Source organism: Sphingobium phenoxybenzoativorans (genome assembly GCF_018286635.1).
In the GTDB taxonomy this organism is placed as follows: Bacteria; Pseudomonadota; Alphaproteobacteria; order Sphingomonadales; family Sphingomonadaceae; genus Sphingobium; species Sphingobium phenoxybenzoativorans.
Map to the genome: position 1 here is coordinate 839,907 of NZ_CP073910.1, position 15,706 is coordinate 855,612.

Annotated in this window: 14 protein-coding genes; 6 read left to right on the forward strand and 8 right to left on the reverse strand. The window is 65.4% G+C overall.

Annotated elements, in window-relative coordinates; translation table 11 throughout:
* The first annotated feature begins 11 nt into the window (after positions 1 to 11).
* Positions 12 to 1,145 (forward strand): site-specific DNA-methyltransferase, encoded by a 1,134-nt coding sequence (locus KFK14_RS04170; RefSeq protein ID WP_212609977.1) that lies wholly within the window; start codon positions 12 to 14, stop codon positions 1,143 to 1,145.
* 124 nt (positions 1,146 to 1,269) lie between these two features.
* On the forward strand, positions 1,270 to 2,394 hold the full coding sequence (gene folP, locus KFK14_RS04175; protein ID WP_212609978.1) for a dihydropteroate synthase: 1,125 nt from the start codon (positions 1,270 to 1,272) through the stop codon (positions 2,392 to 2,394).
* A gap of 106 nt (positions 2,395 to 2,500) precedes the next feature.
* Here the strand turns inward: folP and KFK14_RS04180 are convergent, their stop codons facing one another.
* The 5 genes from KFK14_RS04180 to ispG are packed head-to-tail and all read right to left on the reverse strand — an operon-like array spanning position 2,501 to position 5,781.
* Positions 2,501 to 2,905 (reverse strand): TfoX/Sxy family protein, encoded by a 405-nt coding sequence (locus KFK14_RS04180; protein WP_212609979.1) that lies wholly within the window; start codon positions 2,903 to 2,905, stop codon positions 2,501 to 2,503.
* 13 nt (positions 2,906 to 2,918) lie between these two features.
* The gene (locus KFK14_RS04185) at positions 2,919 to 3,401 is read right to left on the reverse strand and encodes a GNAT family N-acetyltransferase (RefSeq protein WP_070154019.1); all 483 of its coding nucleotides are present in this window, start codon (positions 3,399 to 3,401) and stop codon (positions 2,919 to 2,921) included.
* An 18-nt stretch (positions 3,402 to 3,419) separates the two neighbouring features.
* The gene (locus KFK14_RS04190; RefSeq protein ID WP_212609980.1) at positions 3,420 to 4,337 is read right to left on the reverse strand and encodes a DMT family transporter; all 918 of its coding nucleotides are present in this window, start codon (positions 4,335 to 4,337) and stop codon (positions 3,420 to 3,422) included.
* 38 nt (positions 4,338 to 4,375) lie between these two features.
* On the reverse strand, positions 4,376 to 4,639 hold the full coding sequence (locus KFK14_RS04195) for a hypothetical protein (protein WP_246524871.1): 264 nt from the start codon (positions 4,637 to 4,639) through the stop codon (positions 4,376 to 4,378).
* Positions 4,636 to 5,781 carry a flavodoxin-dependent (E)-4-hydroxy-3-methylbut-2-enyl-diphosphate synthase gene (gene ispG / locus KFK14_RS04200; RefSeq protein WP_212609981.1) on the reverse strand — a complete coding sequence of 382 codons (1,146 nt, stop codon included), beginning with the start codon at positions 5,779 to 5,781 and terminating at the stop codon, positions 4,636 to 4,638. Before ispG ends, KFK14_RS04195 begins: the two co-directional genes overlap by 4 nt.
* Before the next feature lie 138 nt (positions 5,782 to 5,919).
* Here ispG and KFK14_RS04205 point away from each other — a divergent pair, with 138 nt between their 5' ends.
* Both KFK14_RS04205 and KFK14_RS04210 read left to right on the forward strand, forming a co-directional pair.
* The gene (locus tag KFK14_RS04205) at positions 5,920 to 6,846 is read left to right on the forward strand and encodes an isoaspartyl peptidase/L-asparaginase family protein (RefSeq protein ID WP_212609982.1); all 927 of its coding nucleotides are present in this window, start codon (positions 5,920 to 5,922) and stop codon (positions 6,844 to 6,846) included.
* The gene (locus KFK14_RS04210; protein WP_212611035.1) at positions 6,846 to 7,697 is read left to right on the forward strand and encodes a S1/P1 nuclease; all 852 of its coding nucleotides are present in this window, start codon (positions 6,846 to 6,848) and stop codon (positions 7,695 to 7,697) included. Before KFK14_RS04205 ends, KFK14_RS04210 begins: the two co-directional genes overlap by 1 nt.
* A gap of 171 nt (positions 7,698 to 7,868) precedes the next feature.
* Here the strand turns inward: KFK14_RS04210 and KFK14_RS04215 are convergent, their stop codons facing one another.
* From KFK14_RS04215 to KFK14_RS04225, 3 genes are all read right to left on the reverse strand, one after another.
* Entirely contained in the window at positions 7,869 to 10,253 is a 2,385-nt protein-coding gene (locus KFK14_RS04215; RefSeq protein WP_212609983.1) for a TonB-dependent receptor, read from the reverse strand.
* Positions 10,237 to 11,187 (reverse strand): FecR family protein, encoded by a 951-nt coding sequence (locus KFK14_RS04220; protein ID WP_343227787.1) that lies wholly within the window; start codon positions 11,185 to 11,187, stop codon positions 10,237 to 10,239. The genes KFK14_RS04215 and KFK14_RS04220 overlap by 17 nt, the downstream gene beginning before the upstream one ends.
* A gap of 85 nt (positions 11,188 to 11,272) precedes the next feature.
* Positions 11,273 to 11,785: an RNA polymerase sigma factor gene (locus tag KFK14_RS04225; RefSeq protein ID WP_212609984.1), complete on the reverse strand. Its 513-nt coding sequence runs from the start codon at positions 11,783 to 11,785 to the stop codon at positions 11,273 to 11,275.
* A 70-nt stretch (positions 11,786 to 11,855) separates the two neighbouring features.
* Here KFK14_RS04225 and KFK14_RS04230 point away from each other — a divergent pair, with 70 nt between their 5' ends.
* Positions 11,856 to 13,124, forward strand: coding sequence for a serine hydrolase domain-containing protein (locus KFK14_RS04230; RefSeq protein WP_212609985.1), 1,269 nt, complete (start codon positions 11,856 to 11,858; stop codon positions 13,122 to 13,124).
* 101 nt (positions 13,125 to 13,225) lie between these two features.
* Positions 13,226 to 15,694 carry a glycogen/starch/alpha-glucan phosphorylase gene (locus KFK14_RS04235; RefSeq protein ID WP_212609986.1) on the forward strand — a complete coding sequence of 823 codons (2,469 nt, stop codon included), beginning with the start codon at positions 13,226 to 13,228 and terminating at the stop codon, positions 15,692 to 15,694.
* The last annotated feature ends 12 nt before the right edge of the window (positions 15,695 to 15,706 follow it).

A 15,706-nucleotide genomic window follows, 5' to 3' on the forward strand; every position in this document is an offset into this window, starting at 1 on the left:
CTTTGAGGTTTATGGGGGTTTTGGAGCGCGTTCCGGCGCGGCGGGGAAAAGGTGCGGTCGCGCTGGCGCAGCCGGCGATCGAGGCCGACCGCCTGATCAAGGGCGACTGCATTGCCGAAATGGCGAAGCTGCCCGACGCCTGCATCGACATGATCTTCGCTGATCCGCCCTATAATCTGCAACTGGGCGGCGACCTGTTCCGGCCCGAAGGCGGCATGGTCGATGCCGTCGATGACGACTGGGACAAGTTCGACACGCTCGCCGCCTATGACGCCTTCACCCACGCCTGGATGAAGGAAGCGCGCCGCATCCTGAAACCCAACGGCACCATCTGGGTCATTGGCAGCTATCATAATATCTTCCGCTGCGGCGTCGTGCTGCAGGATCAGGGCTTCTGGATCCTCAACGACATTGTCTGGCGCAAGGCGAACCCGATGCCGAATTTCCGGGGCACGCGCTTCACCAACGCGCATGAGACGCTGATCTGGGCCAGCCAGTCCGAGGACAGCAAATATACCTTCAACTATCGCGCGATGAAGACGCTGAATGACGAACTGCAGATGCGATCCGACTGGGTGCTGCCGATCTGCGGCGGACAGGAGCGGCTGAAGCGCAACGGCACCAAGGCGCATCCGACGCAGAAGCCCGAAGCGCTGCTCTACCGCGTGCTGCTGGCCTGCACCAAGCCGGGCGACGTGGTGCTCGATCCCTTCTTCGGCACGGGCACGACCGGCGCTGTGGCGCGCCGCCTAGGCCGCAAGTGGATCGGCATTGAGCGCGACGACACCTATTGCGAGGTCGCGCTGGAGCGGATCGCCGCGTCCCTGCCGCTCGATGAATCCGCGATCGGCATCATGCAGTCGCCGCGTCAGGCGCCCAAGGTCGCCTTCGGCACGCTGGTCGAGACCGGCTATCTGGAGCCGGGCGCAATCCTGACCGACGTAAAGCGCCGCTGGAAAGCGCATGTGCGCGCCGACGGGTCGCTGGCCTGCGAGGGGCTGAACGCCTCGATCCACAAGGTCGGCGCGACGCTGCAGGGCGCGCCGTCCTGCAACGGCTGGACCTTCTGGCACTATGAGGCGGACGGCGACCTGAAGCCCATCGACGCGCTGCGCCAGACCTACCTGCTCGCGACGCAGCCTTAACTTTACTCAAACGCTCGTCATTCCGGCGTAAGCCGGAACCCAACTCTCCCCATTTCATCGGCGCGCCGAAGGCGAAATGGGTCCCGGCTTTCGCCGGGATGACGAATATGATTAGGGGGAGTGTATGAACAGTATCGCTGACCTCCCCCCTCAAGCCCGCCTCTACCTTCGCCCGATATGGTTCGCCAATTCCCCCGTCGGCCTCGATGGAACCACCGCGCGCATCGGCAACAGCCTGCTCTGGTTCCAGGGCTATGAACTGACGGCGATGCAGGGCGGCACGCGCGTCCACCGCTCGGCCATCCCTGTCGAGGCGTTTGCCGATACAATCGCGTCACTCCCCGAACCGCTGCAGGCGCGCGCCAACATGCTCGCCGCGAATATCGCCGCGACCCGGCCGCCGCTCACCCTGGGCGAACGCACGATCCGTTTCGACGCGCCGCAGGTGATGGGCATCCTTAACGTCACGCCGGACAGTTTCTCCGATGGCGGCAAGCATATGGGGGACCCGCAGGCGATTGCCGATGCGGGCTTTGCGATGAGCGTGGCGGGCGTCGCCCTCGTCGATGTGGGCGGCGAATCCACCCGGCCCGGCGCGGACAAGGTGTGGGAAGGCGATGAGATCGCCCGCGTCGAGCCAGTGATCGAGCGGCTGGCGGCGTCCGGCGTGCCCGTGTCCATCGACACCCGCAAGGCGGCCGTGATGGAGGCGGCGCTGGCGGCCGGGGCGTCGGTCGTCAATGATGTCAGCGCGCTGCTGCATGACCCGCGCAGCATGGATGTCGTGGCGCGGGCGGGATGCCCGGTCGTGCTGATGCACGCGCCATCCACGGGCGATGATCCGCATGAGAAGCGGGACGGCTATGCCGATGTGGTGACGGAGGTGTTTGACTGGCTGGAGGCGCGGATCGCCGCCTGCCTCGCGGCCGGCATCGGGCTGGACAGGATCATCGTCGATCCGGGCCTGGGCTTTGGCAAGTCGGTGCAGGACAATCTGGCGATCATCAACAATCTCGCGCTTTATCAGGGGCTGGGCGCACCGCTGCTGCTGGGCGCCAGCCGCAAGCGGATGATCGGCGCGCTGTCGAACGAGGCGGCGCCGGACGCGCGCCTTGGCGGATCGATTGCGCTCGCCTTCCGGGGCATGGAGCTGGGCGCGCAGATGCTCCGCGTGCATGACGCGCCCGAAACGGTGCAGGCGGTCCGGGTATGGCGTGGCCTGCGGGATGCCGCGCTTTCGGCGGTTTAGGGCAATTGTGATTACTTTACCTCCGTTCACCCTGAGCGAAGTCGAAGGGGCTACCAGAGCGTAGCGAAGGCACTTCACTTCGTTCAGTGGAGGGCTTCGACTTCGCTCAGCCTGAACGGGTAGTCGGAGTTCTAGTTTGGGCTTTTTTCCCGGCCTTCGCCTTCTTCGCCGGAGCCCGCAAACCCGCCTCCACCGCCAGCGCGGCCCAGCGGCGCATTTCGTCCGCATCGTCATACACCTCGTCGGGCGCGAGACGGTAAGGCATGGAGGACATCTTCCCGTCCTTGCGCTCATAGGTGAATGCGCGGCACCCGGCAGCTTCCCAGATCGCCTCGCTTTCCTTGTCGGCCTTCATCCAGAGCGCGCCGCCGAACGTCCCCGAATCCATGATCGCGAAGATGGTGCCGTTCAGGTAGAGCGTCGCCCCGCCCATCATCCGGCGCATGGTGACGGTCCCCATCGGCTCCAGCGCCTCGCTGATCCAGTCGATCAGGCCCTCATCAATGCTCATGCGGCGATGCTCATCATGCTGTCCCGGCAAGGCCCGTCAGCGCGTCGCCGTCCACCCGCATCACTGTCCACTCATCCATCGGCTTTGCGCCCAGCGACTTGTAAAAGGTGATCGACGGTTCGTTCCAGTCGAGCACCCACCATTCCAGCCGCGCGCATTCGCGCTCCACCGCAAGCTGCGCCAGCCGGACCAGCAGCGCCTTGCCCGCGCCCAGTCCGCGCGCCTCCGGGTTCACGAACAGATCCTCCAGATAGATGCCGGGCTTGCCCTCAAAGGTCGAGAAATTGTGGAAGAACAGGGCGAAGCCGACCGCCTCTCCGTCATGTTCGGCGATCAGCACTTCGGCCATCGGGCGCGGACCGAACAAATGCCGCTCCAGCACTTTGATGTCCGCGCGGACTTCATGCGCAAGGCGCTCATATTCGGCCAGCGCCAGGATGAAGCCGTGGATCAGGTGGATGTCGGCGGCGGCCGCCTCGCGGATATGGATCGTCATGGGATGTCCGATAGCGGATCAGACCGCGCCTGTCTCGACATGCGCGGCGATTTCCGGCTGGCGGCGCGCGGCGATAAGGCATCCGGCCACGATCAGTGCCGTGCCCGCCAGCGTGCTGAGCGTCAGCCGCTCGCCGAACGTCAGCCAGCCCATGATCGCGGCCCAGATGAAGGCGGTATATTCCACCGGGATCAGATATTGCGCCTCCGCCCGCGCATAGGCCCAGGACAGCGCCATCAGCGACGTGAAGGCCAGCGCTGCGGCAAGGAAGATCAGCGGCACATGCCCCATGTCCGGCGCCACGGCCAGGAACGGCGCGCCGCCCGCGAACACGCCAAGCATCACCAGATGCTGGAAAAAGGCGACCTCCACGGGGGACGCGACCGCCGCCTGCTGCTTCTGCAATATCAGGTTCCAGGCGAAAAGCGTGGCGGACAGCAGCACCGCCGCCGCACCCAGCAGCGCCTTTGGGTCATAATCGCCGCGCAACCGGCCCGACAGGATGACCGCGACGCCGGCAAGACCCAGGATCGATGCGATGATGGCGCTGCGCCCGATGGTTTCCTTCAACAGCAAGGCGGCGAGGTAGAGCGCGATGATCGGCGCAAGAAAGGACAGCCCGATGGCCTCCGCCATCGGCAGATGGGTCAGGCCGAAGAAGAACAGGAAGGCCATAACCGCCACCACGGCCCCGCGTATCATGTGGATGCGCAGCGTCGACGCGGATGGCCAGGGATTGCGCAGCGCCGCCATGCCGATCACGCCGATCAGGGTTCCGGCAACGGCGCGCCATAGCAGGGCGTTGTATACGCCGATGGCCAGGCTCAGCCCCTTCATCGCCGCATCCATGACGGAAAACAGCGCCACGCCGCCGCAACAGACGGCAAAGGCGACAGGGAGCGCCACGGCTTTGGTGTGGCTGGCGGCGCTGTCCATTGTGCTGCTTTCTTATGCGCTGCGCTGGGCGGTGAAGCTTATTGAGGCTGTTGGTCGCGCTTGACCGGTGCCACGTTTCCGATCACCAGCTCGCCAATCTCCAGCCGGCCTATCCGCGCTTTCCCGATCCGCAGGCGGCCGATGGCCAGCGCCCCGATCGCGATGGCGCCAAGCGCGAATGCGCCAATAGCGATCGCGCCTATCGCGCCAGAACCCAGAGCCGACGCCCCGACGGCCGAAGCGCCAACCGCCTTCTTCCGCAGCGCCTTTTCCCTGGTCGGGGCTGTGGTCTTGCCCTTCACTCCGCCGCCTCGGCCTGTCCCGCATCGGTGGTGGCCGCCTCGATTTCCGCCGCCTTCGCCTCGACCAGTTTCACGATATGGTCGACCAGCCCGGCGTCCTGCACCGTATGGTCGGTGACCCCGGACAGGTAGACCATATGCTTGCCATTGCCGCCGCCGGTAAGGCCAATGTCGGTCTCCCGCGCTTCGCCGGGGCCGTTGACGACGCAACCGAGCACGGAAAGCGAAAGCGGCGTATTGATATGCTGGAGCCTCTCCTCCAGCGCCTGTACGGTGCGGATCACGTCGAAACCCTGCCGCGCGCAGGACGGGCAGGAAATGACCTTCACGCCGCGCGTGCGGATGCCGAGCGATTTGAGGATTTCATAGCCGACCCGCACTTCCTCCTCCGGCTCTGCGGAGAGGGATACGCGGATCGTGTCGCCGATACCGGCCCACAGCAGGTTGCCGATGCCGATGGCGCTTTTCACCGTGCCGCCGATCAATCCGCCAGCCTCGGTAATGCCCAGATGCAGCGGGCAATCGACCGCCTCGGCCAACTGCATATAGGCGGCAACCGCGAGGAACACGTCGCTGGCCTTCACCGCGACCTTATATTCGTGGAAATCCTGGTCCTGCAGCAGCTTGATATGGTCGAGGGCGCTTTCGACCAGCGCCTCCGGGCAGGGCTCGCCATATTTCTCCAGAAGGTCGCGCTCCAGCGACCCGGCGTTGACGCCTATGCGGATCGCACAGCCGTTGGACTTGGCCGCATCCACTACTTCCTTGACGCGGGCCTCGCTGCCGATGTTGCCGGGGTTTATGCGCAGGCACGCCGCGCCCGCGTCCGCCGCCTCCAGCGCGCGCTTATAGTGGAAATGGATGTCCGCGACGATCGGCACGCGCGCGGCGCGGACGATCTGCTTCAGCGCCGCCGTCGACTCCTCGTCGGGGCAGGAGACGCGGATGATGTCGACGCCCGCTTCCTCGCACCGGCGGATCTGGTCGATGGTCGCCTTCGGGTCGGATGTCAGCGTGTTGGTCATCGTCTGCACGGTGACGGGCGCGCCGCCGCCGACCGGGACGTTGCCGACCATGATCTGGCGGCATTCCCGGCGGGCGATGTCGCGCCAGGGGCGAAGGCCGGGATTATGTTCGGACATGGAAAGCGTACTCCTGGGGTATTGCCGCCCCTATAGCGAGTCACGGCTCCGGTTGCGAGGGGGACGCTATCCCCTTAATGGGATGCCGGAGTCGGATTGGGGAGCCGCTCGCGTCATGCTTCGCCGGAGTTCCCATCGATGACCACCCCAAACTGGACGCTTGTGATTCACGGCGGCGCGGGCTCCATGAGCCGCACCAACCTGAGCGCGCAGGATGATGCGGCCGCCCGCGCCGGGCTGTCGAACGCTCTCGACGCGGGCGAAGCCATTTTGGCCGCGGGCGGCAGCGCGCTCGATGCGGTAGAGGCGGCGGTGCGCGTGCTGGAGGATGATCCGGCGTTCAATGCGGGGCGCGGATCGGTCTTTACCTTCGAAGGCGCGATCGAACTGGATGCCGCCGTCATGGATGGCGCAACGCGCGATGCGGGCGCTGTGACCGGCGTAACGCGCACCCGCAACCCGGTCAGTCTGGCGCGGGCGGTCATGGAGAAAAGCCCGCATGTGTTGCTGAGCCGCGAAGGCGCAGACGGCTTTTCCGTCGAGCAGCAACTGGAGCAGGTCGATCCCGAATGGTTCGCAATTCCGGAACGCCGCCGACAGCTTGAGGAGATGAAGGCGCGCAAGTCCGGCGCGTTCGACATCGATATGAAATATGGCACGGTCGGCGCGGTGGCGCTGGACGTGCATGGCCATGTCGCCGCCGCCACCTCGACCGGCGGTCTGACCGGCAAGCGTTGGGGGCGCATCGGCGATTCCCCGATCATCGGCGCGGGCACCTATGCCGACGACCGGTCCTGCGCGGTGTCGTCCACTGGTGCGGGCGAGTTCTTCATCCGGGCGGGCGCGGCGCATGAAATCTGCGCGCGCGTCCGCATGCTGGGCGAGACGTTGGAGCAGGCGGGGCAGGCGGTGTTTGCGGAGATCAAGGCGATGGGCGGGGTCGGCGGCGTCATCATCACCGGCCCGTCCGGCGAGAGCGCCTGGATATTCAACACGCCCGCCATGTACCGGGGAAAAGCCAGCGGTTCCGGGGAACGGCGCGTCGCGATCTACGGGGACGAATGATGCGTTTGCGCATCGTCGCCACCCTCGCTTTCCTTATCGCCTTTTTGCCCACGCCCGCCCTCGCCTGGTGGGAATATGGGCATGAGACCATCGCGACTATCGCCGCCGATAATGTAAAGCCGCAGACCCGGCGCGCCATCGCCGCGCTGCTGCGCCATTCTGGCGAGCTGGATACGCCGTCATGCCCCGCCAGGACCATCGAACAGGCCAGCGTCTGGGCCGACTGCATCAAGGCGCTGAAGGACCGGTTCAGCTACGCCTATAGCTGGCACTATCAGAATGTCGGCATCTGCAAGCCCTTCGACGTGAAGGCCGCCTGCCCGGATGGCAACTGCGTCTCGGCGCAGATCGACCGCAACGCCCGCTTGCTCAAGGATCGGACCCTGCCGGTGCGGGAGCGGGTGATGGCCCTCGCATTCCTCGTGCACTTTGTCGGCGATATTCATCAGCCGCTGCACGCCGCCGACGATGGCGATCTGGGCGGCAACCGGCAGAAGGCGGATTATGGCATCGTCGCCAATGACCGGCTGAACCTGCACACCATCTGGGACGGCTACCTATCGGAACGGGCGATCTCCGCGCCGCCGTCGTTGATCCGCGTCTATTCGGCGGAGGAACGCGCGGCGATGGGGGGCGGCGCGACCGATGACTGGAGCCGCGAAAATTGGGAGATCAGCCGCGACATGGCCTATGCCACCGCGCGGGGCGGCGATCCCTGCACAGCGCCCAGGGATGCACGCGGCAAGCTGAGCGAGGCGCAGATCGCGGCGCTGGTGCCGGTCGTGCGGCTGCAGGTGCAGCGGGGCGGCCTGCGCCTCGCAAGGATGCTGGACGAAGCGCTCGGCGGATAAGGCAAGGTGGGGAGCCACGAGCGGGACGGGGATTCAGGGACTGAAATATGTGTCCCGCCCGTGGCTGAATCGGCAGGCCCGGGGGAGGGTCTGGGGGTCGTGGACCCGCCGTTCCTTCCTTAGACGGCGCACCGGATTCCGAACCGTATCCCGGCGCGGAAAAATTTCAGGTCAGAACCGAAATTCCACCCCGGCCCGGACGGTGCGGGGCCGCATCGGCGTATATTCGTCACTCTCCAGATCGAAGGGCGTGCCAAGTGCGAAGCGGTTGCCGGACAGGTCCAGCAGGTTGGTCACGTCGATGGAGAAGCGCACCGGCCCGCGCGTCCAGTTGCCCGACAGCGACGTGTCGACATAATCGCCCTGCTCCCTGCCGAAGATAGGGCCGACGCCCAGGCGCGACTTGCCGACATAGCGGGCCGATCCCGAAAGGCTCAGCACATCGCCATTGTTGAGCATTGCGCGATAATTGGCGCTCAACCGGCCGCCCAGATTGGCGACGTTGGGCAGGGAAAGCGACCGCCCCTCATAGGACAGGGTGCGCAGATAGGAGGCGGGCTGGCTGAGCAGGCTGCCATTATAGATCATGCTGGCGTCGATGCTGAATCCGGTGGCGGGGGTCAGCACGACCCGGCCCTCCACCGTATAGATGCGTCCGTCGCCGATATTGGTGGTCGTCGGCAGGCCGCGCCGGTCGGTCAGGTCCGCCTGGATATTGTTCCAGTCGGTATAGGCGACGCTGGCGGCGAGCGCGATGCGGTCATAGCCCGGCGTCCCGTGCCGCAATCCCGCCTCCAGCGTGGCGATGCGGTCGTTGCGGAACCGGGTGACATGATAATCATCCACCGCCAGGCCGCCGGGACGGAAGCCTTGCTGATAGCGGATGAACAGGGTCATGCCCGGAATCGCGTTGGTCAGCAGCGATGCGGAGGGCAGGAAGATGGTTTCGCGCCGGTTCGCCTGCGCCTCCGCCATTGCGACATCGGCGAAGGAGAATAGAGGTTCCGGCGCCAGGTCGGTCGCGGACCCGCTCAACCGGCTGCTCGTCACGCGCCCGCCCAATGTCATGACCAGCGCCTCTACGGGCTGGACCGACGCCTCCGCGAAGCCCGTCCATTCCGACAGCCGGTTGCGCACGCCGGTCGACGGGGTCGGCAGTCCGGGCGGCCCTAGCGTGCGGGTGATGGAGGAGCGGTTGTTGAGATAGCTGACGCCGATCAGCCAGCCCAGCCCGTCATGCAGGTCGCGCGACAGGCGGTTCTCGGTCGAGAAAAGCTCGGTCCGGTTGCGCTGGAAATATAATTCGGGCGGCCGGTTATCCTGCGTCGCGTCATAACGCTCGGCCAGGCGGTGCCGGACGATGCCGGTGGTCGATACGAAGCTGATATCGTCCCAGCGCTTTTCGATGCGCGCATTGGCGAGCGAATAGTTTGAGGCGTAATTCTGCGCGAACGGGCTTTCCCGTTTCAGCCGGCCGATGCTCTTGCTGGCATATTGCGCATCGTCGCCCTCGATCCGCTGGTAAAGGCCGCTGAGGTCGATCGTCCAGTCGTCGTCCGGCGCGAAGCGCAGCGCCACCCGGCCGCCTTCCACATTCGTCCGGTTGACGTCATTCTTGTTGCGCAGAACATCGTCGATATAGCCGCCGTCGGTGTTCGCATAGCCAACGGCGCGCAGGCCGAGCTTGCCCGCAACCAGCGGAATGTTCAGCGTGCCGCTGACGTCGCCGCCCGCCGCTCCATGCTGGGTGAGGGACAGGCCCGCGCCCACCTGACCGCCGAAGTCGGTAAGGTTGGGCGCATTGGGGACCAGGCGGATGATCCCGCCCAGCGAACCCGCTCCGTACAGCGTGCCCTGCGGTCCCTCCAGCACCTCGACCGCCGCCATGTCGTACAGGCGCAGGTCGGGGTCGGGCGCGGCATAGTTCAGGCGCATGTCGCCCAGATATTGCCCGGTCGTCGCCTGGGTCGGCCCGGCGAAACCGGAATCGGCGATGGCGCGAATGAACAGCTTGTTGCGGCCCGCGCCCGCATAGGTGGAGCTGAGGCTGGCGACGCGGGCGATCAGCGCGCTGGTCCCGCCCGCCGCATCGGCCCCGCCGAACGCGCTGGTGTCGACGATCTCGACCGTGCCCGCGAACTGGCCGATGGGCACTTCGCGCTTGGAGGCTGTGACGATGATGTCCTCGCCCGGCCCTTCCTCGGCGGGCAAAGCGGGGGCGTTCTGCGCCGCCGGCGCTCTGGCGATGGCGCGCGCGCGGGGTGCGCGGACGATGCGCCAATTCGTGTCGTCGATGCGTTCCGCCTTTGCGCCCGTGCCGGAAAGCAGGCGGGAAAGGGCCTGGCCGACCGACAGGCGACCCTTGACCCCGCGCACGGACAGGTCGGCGAGCCACGGGTCCGATGTGCCGATGCTGCTGTCCGTCGCCTTGCCGAGCGCGATGATCGCGTCGCCCAGCCTTCCGGGAGCGATGCTGATCTCCTGCCGTTCAGCAGCCTCCGCAGGTGCCGCAGCGATCAGCGCGGCGATGCAGAGACCCTTAATCCCGCGTGGCATCGGTTCCCTTCAACAGCCAGCCGCCATCCTGGCGCACGGCCTCAACCCCCATCAACGGCGCTGTGCCGGCCAGCAGATGTTCCGCATCGCGATCCAGCAGGATGGTGCCGGTGAAACGCGATGCGGCCGCCTTTGTATCCGTGCGCACCGCAACGCCCAGATTGCGGCTGAGATCGCCCGCAACCTCGGTCAACGACACATTGCTGTATGTCAGGCGGCCCGCCTGCCAGCCGGTGACGGCTTCGGGCGCGATCTGGCCGACGACCACCGCTTTCCGGCCCTCCGTCATGCGCAGGGATGCGCCAGCGGGCAGGGCGATGGCCTCATTTTCGGGGTTGTAGATCACTGCCCCTTCGGCGACGCCGACACGCATCACGCCGCCGTCGCGGGTGACGTTGAATATCGTGCCCGCATCTTCCAGCACGACGCCGCCCACAGTGACGCGGAACGGGTCCTTCTCGTCATGGGTGACGGTGAAGATCGCCTCGCCCTTGTCCAGCGCGGCGAAACGGGGATTGGCATGGTCGAGGCGCAGGGTGGAATTGCCGTTCAGCGCGATCTTCGTGCCGTCCTGCAGCGCAATCTCGCGGCGTTCGCCCGCGCCGGTGCTGACCGAATAGGGGTCGGCGCGCTCCAGCGTGCCGAGCGAGACGATGCCCACCAGCGCCGCGGCGATGACGCCCGCCCCGGCCCAGCGCCAGCGCTTCCACAGCGGCGCGCCGGGATCATTGGCCGGTACGGGCAGGCTGCGCTCCGGCGGCAGGATTTCGGGCAGGTCCGCATCGGCGCTCGCCAGCTTGTCATAGGCGGCGACATGCTCTGGCGCAGCCTCCAGCCACGCGGTGAATCCGCCCCAATCGGCAAAGTCCGAATCGCGGGTTCGGATAACCCAGTCGAGCGCCTGCTCGTCTATCATGGCGTTGTGCCCGGTCATGAAAATTGCGTCCCCACAAAGGGAGACGCCGCACCAAGGCAAAAGCCGTACGGCGGGCATTTGCGGAGGATGATCTGCCGGGCGCTCATTCCGCGTCGAACCTCTGCTTGAGGGCGATCAGCGCGCGATAGGCTTTCTGCAGGTCCTTCTCCACCGTGGTCAAGCTGACGCCCAGGTCGATCGCGATCTGCTTCTGCCCGACGCCATCCAGCCGGAACCGGCGGAACACCGTTTCCACGCGCGGGCCAAGGTCCCGGAGGACGGCTTCCGCTTCGCCCAGCCGCTGTGCGGAGATCATCTGTTCGTCGGCGGGCGCATCCATGGACTGCTCGACGATCTGGCCGGTGCCGCCATCCACCCAATCCTGTTCCCGCTTTTCCCGCCGGGTCGACGACCGGTACTGGTCAAGCATCAGATTATTGGCGACGCGATAAAGGTAGGGCAGCGGATCGGCGACCGGCCCGACATCCCTGGCGCGCAGCTTCACCCACATGTCCTGCAACACATCCTCCGCCCGGTCGCCCGCGCCGCGCGCGCGGAGAAAGCGGAGCAGGGCGGCCCGGTTTTCAAGAAAGACGGCTTCGAGGCCCGATGCCATAGTGCGAGGTCATTCGTCAGAAAGCTGCAGGACATGCCCCATAGCGGGCGGGAGGCATGCTTGGCAATGCATGGCCGTGCGCCTAAACGCTTTGCCGATGACCGGCGTGGACACTTTGCTTGCCAAGGAAATGGGCTTTGACCCCGCAAGGCTGGCGCAGATCACGCCTTTCCTGCGCGACCGCTACGTCGATCCGGGCCTGTTTCCCCACGCGCAGATTCTGGTGTCGCGCCATGGCCGGACGGTACTGTCGGAATCGATCGGCGCGGCGCGGGAGGATGGGACGCCGCTTGCCGGCGACGCGCTGTTCCGCCTCGCCTCTATGACCAAGCCGGTGACTTCCGTCGCCTTCATGATGCTGGTGGAGCAGGGGCTGACCACGCTTGACCAGCCGGTGCAGGACGTGATCCCCGAACTGAGAGATACCGGCGTCTATGCGGACGGCGGCGGAGACGAACCGTTTGTGACGACGCCCGCCGCCGGGCCGATGCGCATGATCGATCTGCTGCGCCATACATCGGGCCTGACCTATGGCCTGCAGCATCGGGGCGCGGTGGACCAGGCATACCGGACGCTCGGCCTCGACAGCTTCCGGCCGCAATGGACATCGGACCAGTTCATGGCCGTGATGGCGGAGCCGCCCCTGCTATTCTCGCCCGGCGCATCATGGAATTATTCGATGGCGACCGACGTTCTGGGCGTCGTCGTCGAACGCCTGTCGGGCATGAGCCTTGAGGCGTTTTTTGCAGAACGGATATTCGGACCGCTGGGGATGGCGGACAGCTTCTTCCAACTGCCCGATGACCGCACGGACCGGCTCACCGATGCCTGGTCCGCCGAGCCAGGGAAGCCGCCCGTCCTTTTCGATCGCGGAGGAAAATCCCGCTGGCGGATGCCGGATCGTTTCTATTCCGGCGGCGCGGGCCTGTTGTCCAGCGCGGCGGACTATCATCGTTTCTGCCGGATGCTGCTTTGCGGCGGCGCGCTGGACGGCGTGCGCCTCCTTTCGTCCGAAACCGTTGCGCTGATGACGGCCAACCATCTTTCCGGCGGCGGCGATCTGTCGCAATTTCCGCATTCCGTATTTGGCGAGCCTCAGAATGCGGGCATCGGTTTCGGCCTGGGATTCGCCGTCACCATGGACCCTGCAAAGGCGGGATTGCCCGGCACGCCGGGGGAATTTTACTGGGACGGGCTGTTCTCGACATCCTTCTTTGTCGACCCGGTTGAACACCTGATCTGCATATTCATGACGCAGGTCATGCCCTCCTTCGCCTTCTCCATCCGCCGGGAGTTGAAGGCGCTCATCTATTCGGCGCTCAGCGAAACATATCTTTAACGTCCAGGGTCATATTGCTGCAGCGCAAAATGTCCCTTGGCAGCGGCCGCTGCCGGTGTCATCCTGCCGTTAACCAAGCGCGAAAGGGGATCGCTCTACCCATGAACGTCACCAGCCAGACCCCGTTGCCGAAACCGGCGCCCCGTCAGTCCGATCCCGGCATCCTCGCCAACGAAATCGTCGAGCGCCTGACCTATCGCATCGGCAAGGATGCGAAGGCCGCCAAGCCGCATGACTGGCTGCACGCCGTCATCCTCTCGATCCGCGACCGCGTGATCGACGCCTGGATCGCATCGACCCACAAGACCTATGAGGAAGAAGGCCGCCGGGTCTATTATCTCAGCCTGGAATTTCTGATCGGCCGCCTGATGCGCGACGCCGTATCCAACATGGAATTGCTGGATGAGATGACGCAGGCGCTTTCCTCGCTGGGCGTCGACATCGATGTGATTGCGGAGCTGGAGCCGGATGCGGCGCTGGGCAATGGCGGTCTCGGCCGTCTCGCCGCCTGCTTCATGGAATCGATGGCGACGGTGGACGTCCCCGCCTATGGTTACGGCATCCGTTATGTGAACGGCATGTTCCGGCAGGAGATTTCGGACGGCTGGCAGGTGGAGCTGCCCGAAACCTGGCTGGCGCACGGCAACCCCTGGGAGTTTGAGCGGCGCGAGGCGAGCTATGAGGTCGGCTTCGGCGGCCTCGTCGATCCCGCCGCCGATGCCGACGCCAGCCCCAACCAGATGGTGTGGAAGGCGTCGGAGCGGGTCATCGCCACGCCTTATGACATGCCGATCGCCGGATGGCGGGGCAAGCGCGTCAACACGCTGCGCCTGTGGACTGCGCAGCCGATCGACCCGATCCTGCTCGACGCCTTCAACGCCGGCGACCATCTCGGCGCGCTGCGCGAAAGCAACCGGGCCGAGGCGCTGACCCGCGTTCTCTATCCCGCCGACAGTTCGCCCGCCGGGCAGGAGCTTCGTCTGCGGCAGGAATTCTTCTTCTCCTCCGCCTCGCTGCAGGACATTGTCCGCCGGCACATCCAGTATTTCGATGATGTCCGCACTCTGCCGGACAAGGCAGCGATCCAGCTCAATGATACCCATCCCGCCGTCGCGGTGACGGAGTTGATGCGTCTGCTGCTCGACGATCATGGCCTCGATTTCGACGAGGCGTGGAGCATCACCCGCCGCACGTTCAGCTACACCAACCACACGCTCCTTCCCGAAGCGCTGGAGAGCTGGCCGGTGCCGCTGTTCGAGCGGCTGCTGCCCCGCCATATGCAGATCGTCTATGCGATCAACAGCCGCCTGCTGGCGGAGGCGCGGCGCAAGGGCGGTTTCGACGATCAGGCCATCGGCACTATCTCGATCATCGACGAGGGCGGCGAGCGGCGCGTGCGCATGGGCAACCTGGCTTTCGCCGGATCGCACAGCGTCAACGGCGTGTCCGCGCTCCACACCGACCTCATGAAGCAGACGGTGTTCGCCGATTTCCACCGGCTCTACCCCGACCGGATCAATAACAAGACCAACGGCGTCACTTTCCGCCGCTGGCTGATGCAGTGCAATCCGGGGCTGTTCGGCCTGATCCGCGAAGCCATTGGCGACAAGTTCATGGACGATCCCGAAGCGCTGCGGGAGCTGGACGCCTTCGCCCATGACAGCGCGTTTCAGGACAAGTTCACCGCCATCAAGCGCGCGAACAAGGAGGCGCTTTCCAACCTGCTGCGTCAGCGGATGAACGCCCGCATCGATCCGCTCGCGCTGTTCGATATCCAGATCAAGCGCATCCACGAATATAAGCGCCAGCTCCTCAACATCATTGAGGCGGTGTCGCTCTACGACCAGATCCGTTCGCATCCCGAACGCGACTGGGTGCCGCGCGTCAAGCTGTTCGGCGGCAAGGCTGCGCCCAGCTATCACAATGCCAAACTCATCATCAAACTGGCCAACGATGTGGCGCGTGTGGTCAACCACGACCCCGCCGTGCAGGGTCTGCTGAAGCTGCAGTTCGTGCCCAACTACAATGTCTCGATGGCGGAGATCATGATCCCCGCCGCCAACCTGTCGGAACAGATTTCGACGGCGGGCATGGAGGCGTCGGGCACCGGCAATATGAAGTTCGCGGTCAACGGCGCGCTCACCATCGGCACGCTCGACGGCGCGAATGTCGAAATGCGCGATCATGTCGGCGCGGAGAATATCGTGATCTTCGGCCTCACCGCGGACGAGGTGAACATGCGCCGTGCGCAGGGTTATGAACCGCGCAAGGTGATCGAGGCGTCCGCTGAACTGTCCCAGGCGCTGACCGCGATCCGCTCCGGCGTATTCTCGCCCGGCGACCCGGATCGCTATCGCGGCCTGATCGACGGCATCTATGACCATGACTGGTTCATGGTTGCTGCGGACTTTGACAGCTATGCCTCGGCCCAGCGCTCGGTGGACACCATCTGGAACGATCATGACGCCTGGGCGTCGAAGGCAATCTATAATGTGGCCCGCATGGGCTGGTTCTCGTCGGATCGCACCATTCGCGAATATGCGACCGACATCTGGAAGGTTCCGGTGTGACGACTGCTGTCG

Coding starts and splice junctions, on each gene's coding strand:
- KFK14_RS04205 (WP_212609982.1), top strand. CDS start 5,920: ATGACCACCCCAAACTGGACGCTTGTGATTCACGGCGGCGCGGGCTCC.
- folP (WP_212609978.1), top strand. CDS start 1,270: ATGAACAGTATCGCTGACCTCCCCCCTCAAGCCCGCCTCTACCTTCGC.
- KFK14_RS04225 (WP_212609984.1), bottom strand. CDS start 11,785: ATGGCATCGGGCCTCGAAGCCGTCTTTCTTGAAAACCGGGCCGCCCTG.
- KFK14_RS04180 (WP_212609979.1), bottom strand. CDS start 2,905: ATGAGCATTGATGAGGGCCTGATCGACTGGATCAGCGAGGCGCTGGAG.
- KFK14_RS04210 (WP_212611035.1), top strand. CDS start 6,846: ATGCGTTTGCGCATCGTCGCCACCCTCGCTTTCCTTATCGCCTTTTTG.
- KFK14_RS04215 (WP_212609983.1), bottom strand. CDS start 10,253: ATGCCACGCGGGATTAAGGGTCTCTGCATCGCCGCGCTGATCGCTGCG.
- KFK14_RS04235 (WP_212609986.1), top strand. CDS start 13,226: ATGAACGTCACCAGCCAGACCCCGTTGCCGAAACCGGCGCCCCGTCAG.
- KFK14_RS04220 (WP_343227787.1), bottom strand. CDS start 11,187: ATGACCGGGCACAACGCCATGATAGACGAGCAGGCGCTCGACTGGGTT.
- KFK14_RS04170 (WP_212609977.1), top strand. CDS start 12: ATGGGGGTTTTGGAGCGCGTTCCGGCGCGGCGGGGAAAAGGTGCGGTC.
- KFK14_RS04185 (WP_070154019.1), bottom strand. CDS start 3,401: ATGACGATCCATATCCGCGAGGCGGCCGCCGCCGACATCCACCTGATC.
- ispG (WP_212609981.1), bottom strand. CDS start 5,781: ATGTCCGAACATAATCCCGGCCTTCGCCCCTGGCGCGACATCGCCCGC.
- KFK14_RS04190 (WP_212609980.1), bottom strand. CDS start 4,337: ATGGACAGCGCCGCCAGCCACACCAAAGCCGTGGCGCTCCCTGTCGCC.
- KFK14_RS04230 (WP_212609985.1), top strand. CDS start 11,856: ATGGCCGTGCGCCTAAACGCTTTGCCGATGACCGGCGTGGACACTTTG.